Here is a 20,986-nt window from a genome sequence, read left to right on the forward strand (position 1 = left end):
GTGGCGGGGCGGCACGGCCGCGGGCATCCTTCGTGCGACCCACTGACGAGCATCACAGCAGTCCCCACTGGTGGCTTCTCCGAACTTGCTCGGCCGTTTCCCGCGCCCGGTCCATTGTCGGGAAACAGCCGCGGCAATGGGTTCCGTTCGTGCCAATGAGGAATCGGACATCCACCCTGACCTGGACTTCCCTTGTCCGGTTCCCCCGTCGTACGGGGCGAGCAATGTGAGAGAAGCCCCTGGAGCACCGGGTACCCGAGTATGAGTAGGCCACCAGTGGGGGCTGATCGGGGAGACGGCCACCGGGACTTCGGGTGCCACGTGCGGTACCCGGAAAGGACATGACGCCCGCTGCAACGGGCGTCATGTGGAAGAGCCTCGAGCGGGAGTCGACGCGCCCGCCTCACCCAATACGAGAAACGACAGCGATCAGACGCTGTCCTGTTCGACGACCAGGCTGCTCGCCCGACGCAATACGGGTGCGTTCGAACTCCACGAATACGCATCCGTCGCGGGGCACAGGGCCGTCCCAACCTTTTTGCGAAAGGATAGTATAACAGTGTTTGGTGAACGCGTACGCAGATTGGTACCGGGAATCGCCGCGGTGCTCCTGGCAGCCACCCTCTTCGTCATAGTGTCCAACCAGGTGGCGGTCGCCGGTAGCGACGAGGCCGCGAGCAGGTACAAGTTCGAGGAACAGGCGATCGCCTTCCCTGCCGGCTACGACAACCTGCCGAAGGCGAAGTACCGCGCCGTCAACCCGGCCTACGAGCACATCAAGTCCTGGGTCTCCTCCGTCGGCGCGGGCATCGCCCTCAACGACCTCACCGGGCACGGCAGGGCCAACAGCCTGTGCATCGTGGACACCCGGACGAACCAGGTCATCGTCACGTACGCGCCCACCGCGCCGAAGGCCGACCAGTTCCCGCCGTTCCTGCTGGACCCGGCGCCGCTGCCCATCGACCACGCCATGGCGCCGATGGGCTGCACCCCCGGGGACTTCAACCTCGACGGCCGGATGGACCTGCTGGTCACGTACTGGGGCCGGGTCCCGATCGTGTTCCTGGCCAAGGCCGGCGCGACCCAGCTGGCCAACGACGCGTACTGCCCGCAGGAGCTGACGCCGCAGAGCTCGCCCGACGGCCTGTACCACGGCCCGCGGTGGAACACGAACGCCGTCGGCGTCAACGACTTCGACGGGGACGGCAAGCCCGACATCATCATCGGCAACTACTTCCCGGACTCCGACGTCCTGGACCCGGGCGGCCTGCACAACGTCGAGATGAACAACGGCCTGTCCACCGCCCGCAACGGCGGCGGCAACCACGTCATGCGCTGGCACTCGGCCACCTCCGGCGACAAGCCGTCCGTGACGTTCGTCGAGGACCACGACGCCATCCCGTACGAGGTGTCGACGGGGTGGACGCTCGCGATCGCCTCCGCCGACCTCACCGGCCGGGGCCTGGCCGACGTGTACGTCGCCAACGACTTCGGGCACGACCACCTGCTGCACAACATCTCCACCACAGGGAAGATCAAGTTCGCGCCGGTGATCGGCAAGCGGACCCCGACCACCCCGAAGTCGTTCGTCCTCGGACTCGACTCCTTCAAGGGGATGGGCATCGACTTCGGCGACATCAACCGCCGGGGCCGCTACGACATGGTGGTCAGCAACATCACCACCGCGTGGGGCCTGGAGGAGAGCAACTTCGTCTTCATGAACGACGCCGAGAGCAACGAGGCGATGCGCGCCGAACTCGGCAAGGGCGTCGCGCCGTTCACCCAGAAGGCCCGCCCGATGGGCATGGCGTGGACCGGCTGGGGCTGGGACGTCAAGTTCGGCGACTTCCTCAACAACGGCAACCTCGACGTCGTGCAGACCGAGGGGTTCGTCAAGGGCGACATCGACCGGTGGCCGTGGCTGCAGGAGATGGCCATGACCAACGACAACATGCTGTCCAACCCCGGGATGTGGCCCAAGGCCGGACCCGGCGACGACCTCGCCGGCCGCCAGCCGATCGCGTTCTACGCCAAGAACTCCGAGGGCGTCTACGTGGACATCGCCGAGGAGCTCGGGCTCGCCGTGCCGATCCCGACCCGGGGCGTGGCCACCGCCGACACCACCGGCACCGGCACCCTCGACTTCGCCATCGCCCGCCAGTGGGGGCCGCCGGCGTTCTACGCCAACAAGTCGCCCAACCGCGGCAAGTCCCTGGACCTGAGCCTGTACCGCCCGGCGCTCCCCGGCTCCGGCGACCAGGCCGCGCTGCGGGTCCCGGCCTACGGCGCCACCGTCATGGTCAAGCTGCCCGACGGCACGTGCCAGGTCTCCTACGTCGACGGCGGCGGGGGCCACGGCGGCAAGCGCAGTTTCGAGGTACACGTCGGGCTCGGTGACGTCACCGGCCCGGTGGACGTGGAGATCCAGTGGCGCGACCTCGACGGCGCGCTGCACAAGTCCAGCCAGAAGCTCACGGCCGGCACGCGCTCGCTGATGCTGACCGACACCGCGCAGGAGGTCGAGACCCGATGACATCCGTTGTCGAATCCAAGCAGAGCGCCGGCGGGCCGGTCCCGGCCGTCGCGCCGCCCGCGGTCGGGACGAAACCCAAGCCCGACCCCCGTTACCTGGCGCTGCGCAACTTCGCCATGTCGATCAGCGTCTTCAACATCTTCGGGTACACCATCCTGGGGTTCGAGCAGCCGTGGCTGTGGCCGATCCTCGCGGTACTCGTCGGCTACGGCACCGAGATGGTCTTCGAGGTCATCAGCGCCTGGGCCCAGAAGCGCCCGCCGCGGTTCCTCGGCCGGGGCATGCGGGGCATGTACGAGTTCCTCCTCCCCGCGCACATCACGGCCCTCGCGGCCAACATGCTGCTCTACGCCAACGACATGTTCCTGCCGATCGCGTTCGCCGTCATCGTCGGCGTCACCGGCAAGCACGCCCTCCAGGCGCCGGTGGCCGGCCGGATGCGGCACTTCATGAACCCGTCCAACTTCGGCATCACCGTGGCCCTGGTGTGCTTCGGGTCCTGGATCAGCATCGCCCCGCCGTACCAGTTCACGGAGAACGCCAACACGTTCTTCCGGATCATGATCCCGATCATCATCGTCACGGCGGGCACGATCATCAACGCGCTGCTGACGAAGCGGACCTCGCTCATCGTCGGCTGGCTGGGAGGCTTCGCCATCCAGGCGTTCCTCAGAACCTGGATCTGGGACGTGGCGCTGTTCTCCGCGCTCGGCGTGATGGTCGGCGTCGCCTTCGTGCTGTTCACCAACTACATGATCAGCGACCCTGGGACCACCCCGTCCAAGCCGATGCACCAGTTCATGTTCGGCTCCTCGGTGGCCATGGTGTACGGCGCGCTGATGCTGTTCAACGTCGTGTACACCCTGTTCTTCGCCGTCGTGGTGGTCTGCGGCACCCGCGGCGCGTACCACTGGTACCTGCACCTGCGGAAGCGGTCGCGGGACCGGAAGATGGCAGCCCTCGGAGTGAAGGCGGCGACAGCATGAGCGGACATCGCATCGCGGTCGTCGGGATCGCCTGCCGCTATCCCGACGCCGACACCCCCACCGAACTGTGGGAGAACATCCTGGCCGGCCGGCGCGCGTTCCGCCGGCTCCCCGACGAGCGGATGAACCACGACGACTACTACTCGCCCGACCCGACCGCGCCGGACCGGTTCTACTCGGCCAAGGCCGCCGTGATCGAGGGCTTCGAGTTCGACCGGGTCAAGTACCGCGTCGCCGGCAGCACCTTCCGCTCCACCGACATGACGCACTGGCTGGCGCTGGACACGGTCGCCCGGGCGCTGGAGGACGCGGCGTTCCCCGGCGGCGAGGGCCTGGAGCGGTCCCGCACCGGCGTGGTCATCGGCAACACCCTCACCGGCGAGTTCGCCCGGGCCAACCTGATGCGGCTGCGCTGGCCGTACGTGCGGCGCACCGTCGCGGCCGGGCTCAAGGACGACGGCTGGGACGACACGAAGGTGCGCGAGTTCCTGGGCAGGCTGGAGGTGCAGTACAAGAGCCCGTTCCCGCCCATCGACGAGGACACCCTGGCCGGCGGCCTGGCCAACACCATCGCCGGCCGGGTGTGCAACCACTTCGACTTCGGCGGCGGCGGCTACACCGTCGACGGCGCCTGCTCCTCGTCCCTGCTGTCCGTCGCGACCGCGTGCAACGCGCTGGCCAACGGCGAACTCGACACCGTCGTCGCCGGCGGGGTCGACCTGAGCATCGACCCGTTCGAGGTGATCGGGTTCGCCAAGACCGGCGCGCTGGCCACCTCCGAGATGCGGGTCTACGACCGCAACTCCAACGGGTTCTGGCCCGGCGAGGGCTGCGGCATGCTCGTGCTCATGCGCGACGAGGACGCGGTCGCGCGCGGCCTGCGCCGGTACGCGACCATCGCCGGGTGGGGCTACTCGTCCGACGGCAAGGGCGGGATCACCCGGCCCGAGGCCAGCGGGCACCGGCTCGCGATGAAGCGCGCCTACGAGCGGGCCGGCTTCGGTATCGACACCGTGGCCTACATCGAGGGCCACGGCACGGGTACCGCCGTCGGGGACGCCACCGAACTGCGGGCCTTCTCCGAGGAGCGCCGGGAGACCGCCGCCGACGCGCCGCCCGCCGCGATCAGTACCGTGAAGGGGATCTTCGGCCACACCAAGGCCGCCGCGGGCGTCGCCGGACTGCTCAAGGCGATCCTGGCGATCCGCCACCAGGTGATCCCCCCGGCGACCAGCCACTTCGACACCCACCCGGAGCTGGCGGTCGACAAGCCGGCGCTGCGGGTGCCGGCCACCGCCGAGCTGTGGCCGGCGGAGGGCCCGATCCGGGTCGGGGTGTCCTCGATGGGCTTCGGCGGCATCAACGCCCACGTCGTGCTCGAACACGCCGAGGGTGCCCGGCAGGCCGAGCTCGACGAAGCGACCGAGATGCTGGTCCGTTCCCGCCAGGACGTGGAACTGCTGCTCCTCGACGCCGCCACCGTCTCCGAGCTGCGCACGAAGGTCGCGCAGCTCGCGACGTGGGTGACGAAGCTGTCGTTCGCCGAGGTCGGCGACCTGGCCGCGACGTTGCAGCGGGAGTTGGACGGCCGCCCGGTGCGGGCCGCGATCACCGCGACCTCGCCGGAGGACGTGCAGCAGCGGCTCACCAAGCTGCTCGCCATGCTCGACGGCGGGGCCCGGTCGGTGCTCGACACGCACGGCGGGGTCTTCCTCGGCACCGGAACCTCGGCGCCGACCGTCGGGTACCTGTTCCCGGGCCAGGGCGCGGGCCGGCGGGCCGACGGCGGCGGGATCCGTCGCCGGTTCACCGAGGTCGACGAACTGTACCGGGACCACCAGCCCCCGGCGGACGCGAACCTGGTCGCCACGGACGTCGCCCAGCCCCGGATCGTCACCGGTTCGGTGGCCGGCCTGCGGGTGCTCTCGTCGCTCGGCATCGAGGCGGTCGGCGCGGCCGGCCACAGCCTCGGCGAGCTGACGGCGCTGCACTGGGCCGGCGCGATGGGCGAGGAGGCGGTCCTCGAGGCCGCCGCCGCCCGGGGCCGGATCATGGCCGACGCCAGCGCCGGTGACGGGACGATGGCCAGCATCTCCGCCGCGCCGGAGGTCGTCGTGCCGCTGCTGGTCGGGACGCCGGTGGTCATCGCGGGCTTCAACGGCCCGCAGCAGACCGTCGTCTCCGGACAGGTCCAGCAGGTGGAGAAGGTGCTCGCCGCCGCCGCGCGCCAGGGCCTGGTCGCCACGCGGGTCCCGGTGTCGCACGCGTTCCACTCCGAGGCGGTCGCCCCGGCGGCCGTCGCGCTGCGGACGTACCTGGACACGCGGTCCTTCCAGCCGCTGGTCCGCCGCATGGTGTCCACGGTCACCGGCGGGGAACTGCCGGCCGACACGGACGTGCCTGCCCTGCTGGAACGGCAGGTCCTCGACCCGGTCCGGTTCAGCGAGGCCGTCACCGAACTGGCCGGCCGGGTGGACCTGCTGCTGGAGGTCGGCCCCGGCCGGATCCTGCGCGGCCTGGCCGCCGACATCGCCCCGGGCGTGCCCGCGGTGTCCCTGGAGACGGACAGCATGTCGCTGTCGGGGCTGCTCACGGCGGTCGCCGCGGCGTACGCGATGGGCGCGCCGGTGCGGCACGGCCGGCTGTTCGAGGACAGGTTCACCCGCCCGCTGCCGCTCGACAAGGAGTTCCGGTTCTTCGCCAGCCCCGTCGAGTCGGCCCCGCCCGACGACTACGCCGGGGTCACCGGGACCCCCGCCCCGCTCGTCGTCGCGGGCCCGACCACGGCCGGCCCCGCGCCCGTCGAGGCCGGGACGGTCCCGTCGGGCGAGAGCAGCCTGGACATCCTGCGCCGGATGGCGGCCGCGCGGGCCGAGCTGCCGCTGGAGGCGGTGCTGCCGGACAGCCACCCGCTGGACGAGCTGCACCTGAGCTCGATCACGGTCGGCCAGATCGTCAACGAGGCCGCCCGCGAGCTGCAGCTGCCGCCGCCGGCGCTGACGTCGTCGTTCGCGACCGCGACCCTCGCCGAGATCGCCGGCATGCTCGACGACCTCAGCGCCACCGCGGTGCCGGGCGAGGACCAGTCCCGCACCCCGGCGGGTGTCGCCCCGTGGGCGCGCGCCTTCAACGTCGTGCAGGTCCCGACCCCGGTGGGGCCGGCGCTGCCGTCGGTCGGCGGCGGGCAGTGGGAGGTGTTCGCGACCGAGCACCACCCGATCGCCGGGGCCCTGCACGACGCGTTGCGCGGTGCCCGGGTCGGGCAGGGCGTGCTGTTGTGCCTGCCGCACGACTGCGACGAGCGGCACGTGTCGCTGATGCTGGGCGCCGCCCGCGCGGCGCTGTCCCAGCAGTCGCCGACCCGGTTCGTGGTGGTGGGGGACCGGCGCGGTGCCGCCGGGCTGGCCAAGACCCTGCACCAGGAGACGCCGTCGGTGACCACCACCGTGGTCAGCCTGCCGTTGCCGGACCTGATGTCGGCCGGGCGGGTCGAGCGGATCGTGGCCCGGATCGTCGACGACGTGGCGGCCACGGCGGGGTTCAGCGAGGTGCGGTACGACACCGAGGGGGTGCGGACGGTACCGGTGCTGCGGCCCGTGCGGCTGTCCACCTCGGGCGAGAGTCCGCTGACCAAGGACGACGTGGTCCTGGTCACCGGCGGCGGCAAGGGCATCACGGCGGAGTGCGCGCTGGCCCTGGCCGTGGACACCGGCGCGGCCGTGGGGCTGCTCGGCCGCTCCGACCCGGCCGAGGACGAGGAACTGGCCGGCAACCTCGACCGGATGGCGGCCGCCGGGATCCGGTTCCACTACGTGCGCGGCGACGTCACCGCCGTGGACCAGGTGAAGACGGCGGTCGACGAGATCCGGCGCGTCCTCGGCGAGGTGACCGGCGTGCTGCACGGCGCCGGCCGCAACCAGCCGAACGCGCTGGCCAACCTCGACGAGTCGGCCTTCCAGCGGACCCTGGCCCCGAAGATCGCCGGGCTGGACGCGGTGCTCGCCGCGACCGACGCCGACTCGCTGAAGCTGCTGGTCACGTTCGGCAGCATCATCGGCCGGGCGGGCCTGCGCGGGGAGGCCGACTACGCCACGGCCAACGACTGGCTGACGGACATGACCCGACGGGTACAGGAGTACTACCCCAACTGCCGCTGCGTGGCCCTGGAGTGGTCGGTCTGGTCGGGCGCGGGCATGGGGGAGCGGCTCGGGGTGCTCGAGTCGCTGATGCGCGACGGCATCGAGCCCATCTCCACCGAGGCCGGCATCGCCCTGCTGCACCAGGTGCTGGCCACCCCGGACGCGCCCGGCGCGATGGTCGTCATGGGCCGGGCCGAGGGCCTGTCGACGATCACCCTGGAGCAGCGGGAACTGCCGCTGCTGCGGTTCGTGGACCGGCCGCAGGTGCACTACCCGGGCGTGGAGCTGGTGGTGGAGGCCGACCTGTCGGCCACCGACGACCTGTACCTCGCCGACCACGACCTCGACGGGGACCTGCTGTTCCCCGCCGTGCTGAGCATGGAGGCGCTGGCCCAGACGGCCAGGGCCCTCACGGGGCACACCACGGCCCCGGCGATGGAGGACATGGAGTTCCTCCGGCCCATCGTCGTACCGGCCACCGGCACCAACACCATCAGGATCGCCCTGCTGGCGGTGGACGCCGACACGGTGACCGCGGTGATCCGGAGCAGCGACACGGGCTTCCAGGCCGACCACTTCCGGGCGCGGCTGCGCTACGGGGGCGAGAGCCTGGCGGCCGTGGCCCCGTACGCGGCCACCGACGCCCCGAGGGTCCGCCTGGACCCGGCCGGCGAGCTGTACGGGCCGGTCCTGTTCCAGGGCGGGCGGTTCCAGCGGCTCGAGGGCTACGGGCAGCTGGCGTCGAAGAGCTGTGTCGCGACGGTGTCCACCCGGCCGGCGGAGCCCTGGTTCGCCCGGTACCAGTCCAGCGAACTGGTGCTCGGCGACCCCGGTACCCGGGACGTGGTCATGCACGCCCTGCAGTGCTGCGTCCCGGACGCGACGCTGCTGCCGGCCGGGATCACCCGGCTCCGGCTCGCCGACCCGGCGGTGATCGGCGCCCTGGACACCGTCACGATCCACGCCCAGGAGCGCTCCAACGAGGGCGACACCTACGTCTACGACGTCGACGTGTGCGACGACGCGGGCACCGTCATCGAGCGGTGGGAGGGTCTGCGCCTGCAGGCCGTCCGGAAGAAGGACGGCACCGGGCCGTGGCTGCCGGTGCTGGTCGGACCGTACCTGGAGCGGCGGCTCAACGCGATGCTGCCGCCCGTGGACCTGCGCTGCGTGGTCCAGCCCGACCGGGACGGACCGCCGCTGGGGCGCGCCGCCCGCCGGGACGAGACCGCCCAGGCCCTGTCGTGGGCGCTGCGCCAGGCGACGACGGTGCGGTACCGGCCCGACGGCAAGCCGACGGTGCAGAGCCCGAAGGGCGCGGAGGTGTCCGCCTCGCACGGCAGCGGCGTCACCTTCGCCGTCGCCGCCGACCGCCCGGTGGGCTGCGACGTGCAGACCGCGAGTGCCCGCTCCGACGGGGACTGGGCCGAGCTGCTCGGCGCCGACGGGTTCACCCTGGCCCGGCTGATCTCCGACGAGCGGGGCGAGGGCCTCGCGGTGTCGGCGACCCGGGTGTGGGGAGCGGTGGAGAGCCTGCGCAAGGTGGGCCGCGCGCGTGCCGACCTGTCGGTGGGCGCCCCGGGCCCGGAGAACTGGGTCCTGCTGCGGGCGGGTGGTGCGCGGATCGCGACGTTCACCACCGCCCTCGACGGGATCAGCGAGCCGGTTGTGTTCACCGTCCTGGTGGAAGGCGACGAGTGATGGAACAGTATTTCGAGTACCGGCACATGGTGGGCTTCGAGGAGACCAACCTGGTCGGCAACGTCTACTACGTCAACTACCTGCGCTGGCAGGGCCGGTGCAGGGAGATGTTCCTGCTGACCCAGGCGCCGGAGGTGCTCGCCGACATCCAGGCCGACCTGAAGCTGTTCACCCTGAAGTGCGAGTGCGAGTTCTTCTCGGAGATCACGGCCTTCGACGAGTTGTCCATCCGGATGCGGCTGGAGGACCTGACCCAGACCCAGATCGGCTTCGCGTTCGACTACGTGCGGCTGCGCGAAGGCGGGGAGGACCTGGTCGCCCGGGGCCGCCAGCGCATCGCGTGCATGCGCGGACCCAACACCGACACCCGGCCCACCAAGGTCCCGGAGGTCCTGCGGGCGGCGCTGACGCGCTACGCCGTCGTGGCCCCCGGTACCAAGCGGCTGGTCGACGCGGTCAGCGAGGTGTGACATGGGGCAGCGCACCGACCTGACGCCCCGGCTCACCCTGCCGGCCCGCGGCCCCGACGCCCCGACCGTCGACAGCAAGGAACTGCGGGGCGCGCTGGGCATGTTCGGCACCGGGGTCACCGTGGTGACCGCCGGCCGGGACAACCCGCACGGCATGACGGCGAACGCGTTCACGTCCGTCTCGCTCGAACCGCCCATGGTGCTGGTCTGCGTGATCCGGACGGCGGTGATGCACCAGACCGTCATCGACAGCGGCGGCTTCGTCGTCTCGGTGCTGGCCGCGCAGCAGGAACACGTCGCCCGGTACTTCGCCAGCAAGAGCCGGCCCCGGGACTCCTCCGAGTTCGCCGGGCTGGACTGGAAGCCGGGCAGGCACACCGGGGCGCCGGTCCTGGGTGGCAACCTGGCCTGGCTGGAGTGCGAGCTGACCGCGGTCTACGACGGCGGTGACCACTCCATCTTCCTGGGCACGGTGCTGGACCTGGGGCGCGGCGAGGGCAGGGACGCCCTGCTGTTCCTCGGGGGCTCCTTCCACGCGCTGGACGCCGAGAAGAGGTAGCGGGTCACAGGGCGGGTCACCTGCGGGTGGCCCGCCCTTCCGCGTGCGGTGGTAGGCGTACCCGTCGGATGGTCCGGGTCCTTCGCCCGGGCACGGTGAAGGGCCACCGGACGACGGTCGCCGCCCGGTGGCCCTGGTTGGTGCGGTCAGGCCTTGCTGACCGTCATCGGCAGCCCACCCTTGATCCGCAGGGTCAGCATCGGCTCCGGCACCACCTGGTACCCGGGCACCATGGTCAGCCGCAGGTCCCGGGCGACGGCGGCGATGACGAAGGCCGTCTCCATCATGCCGAGGTTGTTGCCCACGCAGAACCGGGGCCCGGCGCCGAACGGGATGTAGGCGTACCGGGGCCGGTCGGTCGCCCGCGCCGGGTCGAACCGCTCGGGGTCGAACCGGTGCGGGTCGGGCCAGAACTCCGGGTGCCGGTGCAGGGTGTACGGGCACAGCACCACGTCGGCGCCGGCCGGCACGTGGAAGCCGCCGACCTCGTCGTCCGCCACCGCCAACCGGGGCAGCAGCCAGACGGGCGGGTACATCCGCATGACCTCGTCGACCACCATCGCCGTGTAGCGCAGCTGGTGCAGGTCCTCGTAGACCGGGGTGCGGTCGCCGAGCACCGCCACCGCCTCCTCGTGCAGGCGCTGCCAGATCTCCGGGTGCTGGTCGGCGAGGTAGAACGTCCAGCTCAGCGTGCTCGCGGTGGTCTCGTGCCCGGCCAGCAGCAGGGTCACCAGCTCGTCGCGCATCCGCTGCCGGCCCACGGCGGGGTCGGCCTCCTGGGCGGTGGACTCGATCAGGCGGGACACGACGTCGTCGCTGCTCGCCACGTCCCCGCGCGCCTTGCGGTCGGCCACCAGCTTGTCGACGATGACCTGCAGGTCGGCGCGGGCCCGGCGGAACCGCAGCTGCTTGGGCAGCGGCACCCAGGTCGGGACGGAACTGAGCGACATCATCTCGAACATGGCCTGGTCCTGCACGGCCTCGAACGAGTCGCCGATGCCCTGGTACTCGGACAGGTCCGCGTCGAGCAGGCTGCGGCCGAGCACCCCGAGGGTCAGTTCGGTCATCTCGTGCCGGATGTCGACGGGCCCACCCCCGACATGGGTACCGAGCCGCCGGGCCAGCTTGACGGCCTCGTCGGCGACCGCGTCGGCCTGCCGGGCGATCCGCCGCGCCTGGAACACCGGCTGGATGGTCTTGCGCTGCTTGTGCCACAGCTCGCCCTCGCTGGTCAGCAGGCCGTCGCCGAGGGTGCGGCGGGCGTGCACGAGGCCGATGCCCTTGTGGTAGTTGGTGCTGTTCTCCGCCAGCAGGTACTTGGCGTGGTCGGGATGGTTGAAGAAGTGCAGCGTCTTGGGCCCCAGCGGCAGCCGCACCGCGTCCCCGTACTCCGCGGACACCGACAGCATCACCTCCAGCCGGTTGCGGGCCATCCGGGTGAGCAGCCGCGGGGCCGACCAGCGTGACGGTCCGGGCATGTCCCGGCGGCCGAGCGCCGTCGGCCCCTGTGTCGTCGTCATGGTCAGTACCCGCCGCGCTGGAGGAAGACGTCGGCGATGGTGGCGCGCCACGTCTCGTAGGTGGGGGTGTCGCCGGAGGGGTGCTCCGGGATGGCCTTGTCCGTCAGGGTGGCGGCCTCCTGGGGGCTCATGTCGCAGAACACCCCGGTGGCCAGCTCCGTGTGCGGCACGACCAGTCCGGCGCGGACCCGGGCCTGGGCGGCGAAGGCGCTGGCCTGCGCGACCCAGGGCCGGTGCTCCCCGGCCCGGTCCCGGAAGGTCCGCAGCTCGGCCTCGTCGCTGCCGCCCGCGTACGTGGCGGCCAGCCCGGCCCCGCTGTAGAGGTCCTGGCGCCGCCGGGCGGGGAACCGGTCGATGAGGTTGGCCGCGAGGGTGGCGCTGGAGCCCGCGACGAACCACAGTGCCCGGCCGACGCCCTGGTCGATCGCGTGGTGCGCGTAGCCGGTCTCGTCGTCGGCCGGCCAGGGGAACGCGGTCTCCTCGCGCATGTCGTGCACGTACCGGGCGGTCTGGAAGTACGCCTGGTGGAACCCGTAGCCGTCGAGGACCAGCCAGCGCAGCAGCGGGTCGTTCGCCGCGGCGCTCGCCTTCGCCCAGCGGACCCGGGGCAGCCGGGCCAGGGCCCAGCCGACGCCCACGTACGCCATGTAGATGTGCTTGTCGCCCTCGCCGGCGAGGAACCGCGCGGTCCGCTGGGTGGAGCCGAGGGACAACCCGTCCATCAGCGCGTACGCCATCGCCGCGCCCTCGTAGGCGAAGCCCCGGTACTGCGGCTCGATGGCGTCCAGCGGCGCCGTGATGTCGTCGGGCACCTGGGACTCCGCCGCGCGCGCGAAGCCGCCGAGGAAGTTCCGCCCGACCGTCTCGAGCAGGAACCGCGCCTCGGGTCCCTTGTCGTGGAAGCCGCGCTTGGACAGCTGGGTCTCGGAGATGTCAGGGGTCAGGATGCGGCGCCGTAGCGCCCTCAGGGTGCTAGCCACGGTGTCTCCCAGGTGGGGTGGCGTGCGATTGGCCTACCCGTGATCCTGATCGCTGGGGGCGCGCGGCGACCACTCCCACCGTGCCGAGTGTCGATGTCCCGCGGTGGGGGCTACCGGGAGGGCGTGACCAGCTCCTCCAGCGGGGCGTCCGCGCCGGCCTTGCGGCGGCGGGCCTTGGCCAGCGAGGTCGCCACGGCCCGCACGTCGTCGCCCGCGCCGAGCGCCACGGCGCGCAGCTGGGCCTCGAAACAGGCGTCGGCGTCGTAGGGGTCGACGAGGTAGCCGCCCAGGTCGAGGGTGACGAGGCCGTGCAGCGCGATCCACATCTGCTGGGCCACCAGGGCCACGTCGTCGGACCGGAACCGGCCGATCGCCACGGCCCGGGCGACACCGTCCATGAGCGACTCCAGGGTGTACCGGCCGTGCTGGCGGTCCTCGTCGGCGAGCGCGAAGCCACCGAGGGCGGAGCTGCCGAACATCACCAGGTAGACCTGCGGGTACTCCAGCGCGTTGGCCCGGTACGCGTAGCCCAGGGTCATGATGTCGCACACCGGGTCGGCGGTGGCCTTGACCCGCGACATCCGCCGGTGCAGGCGCGCGAAGCCCTCGTGCACCAGCGCCCGGACCAGGTCGTCCATCCCGCCGAAGTGCGTATAGACCGCGGAGGTGGAGGTGCCCACGGCGGCCGCGAGCCTGCGCGTGGTGAGGGCGCCGGCCCCTTCCTGGGCGAGCAGGGTGGCGGCGGCTTCCATCAGCGCGGTCGGCAGCAGGGGGTCGGCGGGGCGTGGGCTCATATTGACATGCTCTCATGTCCGGCCCTACGATTCATTACAGTGTTACGTAACGGTGATACGTTAACCTTCGACGTCAGGCGGACCCCATGTCTGTTCTCGCCTCCCGCGCCACCCGGAGCGGCCTGCGGCTGCCCACCGCCCCGGACGTCCGCGAGCTGACCGAGCTGACCCTGCCCGTCACCGGCGAACTGCCCCGACAGCTCACCGGGGCGCTGCTGGGCATCGGACCGCACGCGTCCCGGCAGGCCGACGGATCCCGCCAGCACGCCCTGGTGGGGGACGCCATGGTGCACGGCATCCGGCTCCGCGACGGGCGCGCCGAGTGGTACCGCAACCGGTGGATCCGCACCGACCGGATCGCGCGCGGCCTCGGCGAACTGCCGATCCCCGGCCCCCGGCACGGCCTGTCCGACAACACCAGCGGCAACGTGATCCGGCACGCCGGCCGGACCCTGGCGCTCGGCGAGGCCGGGGTGCTGCCGATCGAGCTGGACCGCCAGCTCGGCTCCGTGGCCCGGTTCGACTTCGACGGCACGCTGCCGCACGGGTTCGCCGCCCACCCCGAGTGCGACCCGGTCACCGGCGAGCTGTTCACCGTCGCGTACTACCACGACCTGCCCTACCTGGAGTACCTGGTCGTGGGGGTCGACGGCCGGGTGCGCAAGTCGGAGCGGGTGGCCGTGCGCGGTACCCCGATGATGCACTCGCTCTCCCTCACCGACCGGCACGTCGTCCTCTACGACCTCCCGGTGCGGTTCGACGCGGGCCTGGCCCGGGCCGGTTCGCGCTGCCCCTACGCGTGGCAGGACGGCGGCGACTCCCGCCTGGGGGTGCTCGCCCGGGAGGGCGCGGGCGCCGACGTGCGCTGGTTCGACGTCGACCCGTGCTTCGTGTTCCACCCGGTGAACGCCTACGAGACCGGCGGCGACCTCGTCCTGGACGTCGTCCGGCACGAGCGGGTGTTGGACCGCGACCGCCTCGCCCCGGGGGAGTCGGCGCCGACCCTGTGGCGCTGGACGCTGCACCTGGCCACCGGCGCGGTGACCGAACGCCAGCTCGACGACATCCCGCAGGAGTTCCCCCGGGTCGACGAGCGGGTCAAGACCATGCCGCACCGGTACGTGTACACCGTGGCCTCCCAGGTGGGCTCCGGCGCGACGGGCGGCTCGGCGCTGCTCAAGCACGACGTGGGCACCGGAGACGTCGCGGTGCACGACTTCGGCCCCCGGCGCACCGCCGGCGAGGCGGTCTTCGTGCCGCGCGGGCCGATCGGGGCGGAGGACGACGGCTGGCTGATGACCTACGTGCACGACGCGGACGTGGACCGCACCTCGCTGGTCGTCCTCAACGCCGACGACTTCACCGGGGCCCCGCAGGCCGTGGTCGAGCTGCCGGTCCGGGTGCCGCCGGGTCTGCACGTGAACTGGATCGTGGACTGACGCCGCCCCCGGCGGAGGAGGGGCGCCGGTCCCGGTACGCACCCGGAGGGCACACAGGGTCGCGGTGCCCGGTGGGTGCCTCTCGGGACCCGCCGGACACCGCGACCGCGGACGTACTAGGAGACTGCTCGCGGGACGCCATGCTCAGGCGGCCTCCTGCTGGGCCAGCCGGTTCAGTGCCGAGGTGCGCAGGTCCAGCAGGACCGGTGGGTCGAACGAGCGCGCGAGTCGCAACTCTAAATCGATGCCTTTCAGGTCGCTGTCGTGCTCGACGGTCAGCGGGCCCTTCGATCCGACGAAGACGGTCTGATGATCGCCCGCCGAGGGGTGCGGCACCATGCGCTCGTCCGGGTCGTCCGCGACGGAGTGCGACAGGAGGAACCACTGGCCCGCCGGCACGCGGTCGAGCACGAAGTCACCCGGACCGTCGAGAACGACGCAGCTCACGGGCCGGCCCTCGGGGATCCGGCCGGGGAACAGCCCGACGAAGACCAGGCCGAGCTTGTGGTCGTCGGTGTCGGCCCACGCGGTGCCCCGCACCGTGCCGTAGGAAGGTCCGGCGGGGTCCACGGTGTTGTCGACGACGAGCTTCGGGACGAAGCCGCCGGCCCTGCGGTAGGTCGTGGGGGACAGGCCGACGCTCCTGGTGAACCGGGAGCTGAACGTGCCGACGCTGGAGTAGCCGACCCGCAGGCTGACCTCCGTCACGTTGAACGAGGTCGAGGTGAGCAGCTGCTTGGCCTGCTGGAGCCGCAGCGCCGACAGGAAGCGGCCCGGGGAGACCCCGGTGATGCGCTGGAAGATCCGCGAGAAGTGGAACTTGCTGAACATGGCCACCCTGGCCATGTCGTCGATCGTCAGTTCCTCGCCCAGCTTGTCGCGCATCGTGGTGACTACTCGCTCAACGGCCCGTTCGGTTGCGTTTTCCATTTCCGCCTCCTGATGCCAGTGTCTTCGTGCGAGTTGACGCCGTACTGTGGTACCTGGCTTCCCCGACCCACGTATCCGACCGTCCATGCGGACCGTCATTCATTTACGCGTTACTTACCTGCCCGGAACGTGGAAGTCCCTTTCTGCCCGGCACAGACCTCCGGCTCGTTCCGAAGTCGTGACGGTTCGGTTCCTCGCACCCTTAACAGTCCAATAGGGACAGACACCGATGCTAACTCAGCCCGTTGCGTTGAGCAATGCTCGGACTACTGGGAAGCGGGCTTTTGAGAGGGCGTTCCGGACGCGTGCCGAAGGTCGCGACGTTGACCTGCGGAAACGGAGTGGACGTTTGGCGGGGCGCGAAAAAAGGGCAATATCGCGACGATAAGGTGTTGGCGATTCCTGCTATCCATTTTCCGGGTCCACAACAGAAAGTGAAGAATGATTGTGGGCCGGCGACTACCAAGCGTGGTGATGGGAGCTGGCGGCGTTTCCGACGCCGTGTCGGGCCCCACGCTCCGTGTTCCCTGTCCGGCGATGTGATGCCCTGTACTGACATAGCGCAAATGTCTTGAGTGTCGAGTTAGCCGAGGTGGACGGGCCTTCAACCGGGGTCCACAAGAGACGATCGGAGGCCCTTGTCGGGGGTATGATCTCTGTGCAAAGCTTCATTTCCGTCGCCGCGAGCACACTCATGGGGATCTATGCGTATATCCAGTCTCAGCAGGCGGGGCGGCGTGCCTGTTGCGACGATCAAGTTCTATCTCCGTGAGCGGCTCCTGCCGCCGGGGACGCTCACCGCGCGGAATCAGGCCGACTACGACGAGTCGCACCTGACCCGGATCAAGCTGATCCGGACGCTGACCGGTATCGGCATGATGAGCCTGGCGGCCGTGCGCGAGGTGCTCGCCGCCATCGACGACTGTGGCGTTGAGCAGCGCGAGCTCTACCAGGTGCTCAACGGCGCGCTCTGCGCCCAGCAGGCCGTCTCCACGGACACCGCCTCGGTCGACCGGGCCCGGACCCAGATCGACGGCTTCATCGAGGGCGTCGGCTGGCGGGTGGGCGACGACGCCCCGGGCCGCACGGCGCTCGCCCAGGTGGTCGCGGCGCTGCGGGACCTGGGGTGCACGAGCGAGGTCGCCGACGTCTTCCTGCCGTACGCGCGCGCCGCGGAACACGTCGCGGCGCGCGAGCTGGACGCGATGCCCCCCGGCGCGCAGGAGCTGGTCACCCGGACCGTCCTGTTCGAGGTGGCCTTCGCGGTGATGCGCAGGATGGCGTTCGAGCACCTCCTGGCGCGGCGCGACGGGGAAGGCCTCGGCGTTACTGACGGGTAACCAATTGTGGACCGTTCTTTTCCTGTGCCGCGGCACCACTGCCGTATGTGCGCGGAACCCTCTTCCGTGTTGCCGTCCGAGCACGCACAACGGGCATTGAGCACGTTCTGAGAAGACAGGACACGCCGCAGAACGCGACGATGTCGAAGGTCGAGAGAAACAGCGCCGGGGGTGCTACGGACTAGGGGAGAGGAGTCGCGGAAACAGATCCGAAACATTCGGGTCGCGTACCCGGATCCCCTGTGGCCCCTCTGCATTCTTTCTTTTCGTTCACACGTCGTTCCGCACGTCGACACAATTGTCGACCGGATCGGGATGGAATTCCGCTCCGCCCGTCGTGCCGGCGCGTCGGTGCCGGACCGGGATTGCGGTAGTCCGTGGTTCGCCACGGAATCCGGACCGGTTCCGCGCGACGTTTATCTCCCACTGTTTTCCCGGTACCGGCCCCAGCGCCGGTCGCCGGGTGATTCTCCGTGCCTTCCCACTACGAGGGGGACCGATGCCAGCGCAACCCGTCGGCCTGTTCCGCCGACTCCTACCCGCCGTCCTGGTGCTCTCACTGGTGAGTGCCCTGTACGTGGCGGCCCAGCTTCCCGAGGCCTCGGCCGACACCCGGTCGTCGCTGGCGTCGAGGTTCCACTTCAAGGAACTCCCGATCGCGCTGCCCCCGGGCCTGCCGGACAACTCGATCCGGAAGGTGAACCCCGAGTACGAGCACATCCGGGCGTGGGTGTCCTCCGTCGGCGCCGCCATCGCGGTGAACGACCTGGACCGGGGCGGCTCGGCCAACGACCTGTGCCTCGTGGACACCCGCAGCGACACGGTCGTCGTCACGCCGTCCCCGGACAGCGCGCAGACCTACCCGCCGTTCGCCCTGAACCCGGCCCCGCTGCCCACCACCCACGCCGTCGCGCCGATGGGCTGCGTGCCCGGCGACTACAACGGCGACGGCTGGATGGACCTGCTGGTCTACTACTGGGGCCGCACCCCCGTGCTGTTCCTGAACTGCGCCAAGGGCGAACCGCTCAGCCCCGGGATCTACAAGCCGACCGAGCTGATCCCGAACGGCTCGGGCGCCGACGGCAGGTACCGCGGCCCGTTGTGGAACACCAACGCCGTGGCGGTCGCCGACTTCGACGGTGACGGGCGGGTCGACCTCGGGGTGTTCAACTACTTCCCCGACACGGCGGTCCTCGACCCGGACGGCCTCAAGGGCGTCCAGATGAACCACTCGATGTCGCGGGCCCAGAACGCGGGCGGCGCGCACATCCTGCGCGGCGTCTCCTCGACCCCGGCCGGCCCGAACAGCGTCCCGTCGGCGACGTTCGAGGAGCAGCCCGCGATCGAGCCGCGGTACGCCACCGGCTGGACCCTGGGCTCGGCGTCCGCGGACCTCGACGGCGACCTGCTGCCGGAGCTGTACCTGGCCAACGACTTCGGCAACGACCGGTTCTTCCACAACGTCTCGACGCCGGGGAAGATCTGCTTCGAGCTGGCCGAGGGGCGGCGTGGCGCGCTCACCCCGAAGTCGCTGGTGGTCGGGCACGACTCCTTCAAGGGCATGTCGATCGACTTCGGCGACCTGTACGGCACCGGCAGGTTCGACATGTTCGTCAGCAACATCACCACCTCGTGGGGCATCGAGGAGAGCAACTTCGTCTGGAAGAACACGGCGGCGAGCCCGGCCGAGGCGCGCAAGAAGCTGAAGGACCACGTCGCGCCGTTCGACAACGCGGCCGCCGAGACCAACATGGCCTGGGTCGGCTGGGGCTGGGACGCCAAGATGGCCGACTTCGACAACAGCGGCCGGTTGAGCGTCGTGCAGGCCACCGGGTTCGTCAAGGGCGACATCAACCGGTGGAACTGGCTGCAGGAACTCGCGATGAGCAACGACCTGATGCTCCAGGAGCCGGCGATGTGGCCCAAGGCCGGTCCCGGGGACGACATCGCGGGCGACCACCCGATGGCCTTCTGGGTCCGCGAGGCCAACGGGCGGTACGCGAACCTGACCTCCGAGCTCGGGATGGACGCCCCGATCCCCACCCGGGGCATCGCGGTCGCCGACACCAGCGGGGACGGCTCCCAGGACTTCGCGGTCGCGCGGCAGTGGGGCCCGCCGGTCTTCTACTGCAACATGAACCCGGGCCGGGGCGACTTCCTCGGCCTGCGCCTGCACCGCCCTGCGGCCGGCGCGGCCCCCGGCGCCCCCGGCAGCCCCGCCTACGGGGCCCAGGTGCGGATCCGCACGGCCGACGGGCGGACCCAGATCGCCCAGCTCGACGGCGGCGGCGGCCACTCCGGCAAGCGCAGCTTCGACGTCTACTTCGGGCTCGGCCAGGCGGGCGACAAGCCGGTCGCCGCGGACCTGACCTGGAGGGACCTCAACGGTGCCACGCACACCCAGGCGCTGGACCTGGCCGCCGGCTGGCACGACTTCATGCTGACCACCACCGCCCAGGAGGTGAAGGTGTCATGACAGACGTCAGACCCGTCGACCGGACCGACGCCGTCCGGACGGCCGTCGCCGTCGCCCCGTCCACCCAGAACGGCCGGGCCCGCGCGGTCGAGGCGCCCAGGGACACCCGGCCGCCGAGGATCGACAAGCGGGATCCCCGGTACCTGGCGTTGCGGAACTTCGCGATGTCGATGAGCGTGTTCAACATCCTCGGGTACACCGTGTTCGGGTTCGAGCAGCCGTGGCTGTGGCCCATCTTCGGGCTCATGATCGGGTACTCCGCCGAGATGCTCTTCGAGCGGGTCGCCGCCTGGGCGCAGAAGCGGCCGCCGGGCTACTCCGGCCACGGCGTGTGGGGGATGTACACGTTCCTGCTCCCCGCGCACATCACGGCCCTGGCGGCGAACATGCTGCTGTACGCGAACACCCTGTACTGGCCGATCGCGTTCGCCATCGTGGTGTCGATCGGCGCCAAGTTCGTCCTCCAGGCCCCGATCAAGGGCCGGATGCGGCACTTCATGAACCCGTCGAACTTCGGCATCACGGTCACGCTGCTCGCCTTCTCCTGGGTGAACATCGCGCCGCCGTACCAGTTCACCGAGCACGTGCCCGACGTGATCCGGATCGTGATCCCGCTGGTCATCATCACCGCCGGGACCGTGCTGAACACGATGCTCACCAAGAAGGTCCCGCTGATCGTCGGCTGGGTCGGCGGGTTCGTGATCCAGGCCCTGCTGCGGCACTGGATCTGGGACGTGGGGTTGTGGGCGGCGATCATCCCGATGACCGGGGTCGCGTTCGTGCTGTTCACCAACTACATGATCACCGACCCGGGTACGACGCCGTCGAGCGGCAAGATGCAGTTCATGTTCGGCTCCAGCGTGGCCATGGTGTACGGCGTACTGATGCTGTTCAATGTCGTGTACACCCTGTTCTTCGCCGTCTGCATCGTATGTGCCATCCGGGGCGCCTTCTGGTGGATCAAGTCCTTCCGGGAGCGGGGGCGCGCACCCGCGTCGCTACCCGCCACCTGACCGGCAGCCACCACCGGCTGGACGGGCTCCGCGTCGCCTTCGGGCGCGCGGGGCCCGTCCAGCCGTTCTCCCGTTTCCGTCCGAGACCCGCCCCTCGGGCTCCACC

The 20,986-nt window shown here is 70.8% G+C and carries 13 protein-coding genes; 9 read left to right on the forward strand and 4 right to left on the reverse strand.

Annotated features, from left to right (window positions below):
* Nucleotides 1-604: 604 nt before the first annotated feature.
* The 5 genes from PT931_RS33325 (at nt 605) to PT931_RS33345 (ending at nt 10,388) form a co-directional block, all read left to right on the forward strand.
* Nucleotides 605-2,533: a CRTAC1 family protein gene (locus PT931_RS33325; protein ID WP_456249690.1), complete on the forward strand. Its 1,929-nt coding sequence runs from the start codon at nt 605-607 to the stop codon at nt 2,531-2,533.
* Nucleotides 2,530-3,519, forward strand: a complete 990-nt coding sequence (locus PT931_RS33330; protein ID WP_456249691.1) for an enediyne biosynthesis protein — start codon at nt 2,530-2,532, stop codon at nt 3,517-3,519. Before PT931_RS33325 ends, PT931_RS33330 begins: the two co-directional genes overlap by 4 nt.
* Entirely contained in the window at nt 3,516-9,359 is a 5,844-nt protein-coding gene (locus PT931_RS33335) for a type I polyketide synthase (RefSeq protein WP_456249692.1), read from the forward strand. Before PT931_RS33330 ends, PT931_RS33335 begins: the two co-directional genes overlap by 4 nt.
* On the forward strand, nt 9,359-9,829 hold the full coding sequence (locus tag PT931_RS33340) for an acyl-CoA thioesterase (protein ID WP_456249693.1): 471 nt from the start codon (nt 9,359-9,361) through the stop codon (nt 9,827-9,829). The genes PT931_RS33335 and PT931_RS33340 overlap by 1 nt, the downstream gene beginning before the upstream one ends.
* A 100-nt stretch (nt 9,830-9,929) precedes the next feature.
* On the forward strand, nt 9,930-10,388 hold the full coding sequence (locus PT931_RS33345; RefSeq protein ID WP_456249749.1) for a flavin reductase family protein: 459 nt from the start codon (nt 9,930-9,932) through the stop codon (nt 10,386-10,388).
* A gap of 146 nt (nt 10,389-10,534) precedes the next feature.
* Here the strand turns inward: PT931_RS33345 and PT931_RS33350 are convergent, their stop codons facing one another.
* The 3 genes from PT931_RS33350 to PT931_RS33360 all read right to left on the reverse strand — a co-directional run bounded on the left by PT931_RS33350 (nt 10,535) and on the right by PT931_RS33360 (nt 13,682).
* On the reverse strand, nt 10,535-11,908 hold the full coding sequence (locus PT931_RS33350) for a cytochrome P450 (protein ID WP_456249694.1): 1,374 nt from the start codon (nt 11,906-11,908) through the stop codon (nt 10,535-10,537).
* Between the two features lie 2 nt (nt 11,909-11,910).
* Nucleotides 11,911-12,888: a DUF1702 family protein gene (locus PT931_RS33355; protein ID WP_456249695.1), complete on the reverse strand. Its 978-nt coding sequence runs from the start codon at nt 12,886-12,888 to the stop codon at nt 11,911-11,913.
* 110 nt (nt 12,889-12,998) lie between these two features.
* A complete protein-coding gene (locus PT931_RS33360; RefSeq protein ID WP_456249696.1) occupies nt 12,999-13,682 on the reverse strand; it encodes a TetR/AcrR family transcriptional regulator in 684 nt (227 codons plus the stop codon).
* Nucleotides 13,683-13,768: 86 nt separating this feature from the next.
* Here PT931_RS33360 and PT931_RS33365 point away from each other — a divergent pair, with 86 nt between their 5' ends.
* On the forward strand, nt 13,769-15,121 hold the full coding sequence (locus PT931_RS33365; RefSeq protein WP_456249697.1) for a carotenoid oxygenase family protein: 1,353 nt from the start codon (nt 13,769-13,771) through the stop codon (nt 15,119-15,121).
* Between the two features lie 144 nt (nt 15,122-15,265).
* Here PT931_RS33365 and PT931_RS33370 read toward each other — a convergent pair whose 3' ends face one another.
* Nucleotides 15,266-16,051, reverse strand: coding sequence for a helix-turn-helix domain-containing protein (locus PT931_RS33370; RefSeq protein ID WP_456249698.1), 786 nt, complete (start codon nt 16,049-16,051; stop codon nt 15,266-15,268).
* 704 nt (nt 16,052-16,755) lie between these two features.
* On the opposite strand from PT931_RS33370, the gene PT931_RS33375 reads away from it, so the two are divergent.
* The 3 genes from PT931_RS33375 to PT931_RS33385 all read left to right on the forward strand — a co-directional run bounded on the left by PT931_RS33375 (nt 16,756) and on the right by PT931_RS33385 (nt 20,880).
* Complete coding sequence (locus tag PT931_RS33375) at nt 16,756-17,391, forward strand: MerR family transcriptional regulator (RefSeq protein ID WP_456249699.1); 636 nt, start codon at nt 16,756-16,758, stop codon at nt 17,389-17,391.
* Between the two features lie 499 nt (nt 17,392-17,890).
* On the forward strand, nt 17,891-19,867 hold the full coding sequence (locus tag PT931_RS33380; protein WP_456249700.1) for a CRTAC1 family protein: 1,977 nt from the start codon (nt 17,891-17,893) through the stop codon (nt 19,865-19,867).
* Entirely contained in the window at nt 19,864-20,880 is a 1,017-nt protein-coding gene (locus tag PT931_RS33385) for an enediyne biosynthesis protein (protein ID WP_456249701.1), read from the forward strand. Before PT931_RS33380 ends, PT931_RS33385 begins: the two co-directional genes overlap by 4 nt.
* Nucleotides 20,881-20,986: the final 106 nt, after the last annotated feature.

This window comes from Longispora urticae (genome assembly GCF_053902585.1).

What these genes read in the sequence shown, in the direction of transcription:
- PT931_RS33370 (WP_456249698.1), bottom strand. Translation starts at nt 16,051, where the DNA reads ATGGAAAACGCAACCGAACGGGCCGTTGAGCGAGTAGTCACCACGATG.
- PT931_RS33380 (WP_456249700.1), top strand. Translation starts at nt 17,891, where the DNA reads ATGCCAGCGCAACCCGTCGGCCTGTTCCGCCGACTCCTACCCGCCGTC.
- PT931_RS33330 (WP_456249691.1), top strand. Translation starts at nt 2,530, where the DNA reads ATGACATCCGTTGTCGAATCCAAGCAGAGCGCCGGCGGGCCGGTCCCG.
- PT931_RS33350 (WP_456249694.1), bottom strand. Translation starts at nt 11,908, where the DNA reads ATGACGACGACACAGGGGCCGACGGCGCTCGGCCGCCGGGACATGCCC.
- PT931_RS33345 (WP_456249749.1), top strand. Translation starts at nt 9,930, where the DNA reads ATGTTCGGCACCGGGGTCACCGTGGTGACCGCCGGCCGGGACAACCCG.
- PT931_RS33385 (WP_456249701.1), top strand. Translation starts at nt 19,864, where the DNA reads ATGACAGACGTCAGACCCGTCGACCGGACCGACGCCGTCCGGACGGCC.
- PT931_RS33335 (WP_456249692.1), top strand. Translation starts at nt 3,516, where the DNA reads ATGAGCGGACATCGCATCGCGGTCGTCGGGATCGCCTGCCGCTATCCC.
- PT931_RS33375 (WP_456249699.1), top strand. Translation starts at nt 16,756, where the DNA reads ATGCGTATATCCAGTCTCAGCAGGCGGGGCGGCGTGCCTGTTGCGACG.
- PT931_RS33340 (WP_456249693.1), top strand. Translation starts at nt 9,359, where the DNA reads ATGGAACAGTATTTCGAGTACCGGCACATGGTGGGCTTCGAGGAGACC.
- PT931_RS33360 (WP_456249696.1), bottom strand. Translation starts at nt 13,682, where the DNA reads ATGAGCCCACGCCCCGCCGACCCCCTGCTGCCGACCGCGCTGATGGAA.
- PT931_RS33365 (WP_456249697.1), top strand. Translation starts at nt 13,769, where the DNA reads ATGTCTGTTCTCGCCTCCCGCGCCACCCGGAGCGGCCTGCGGCTGCCC.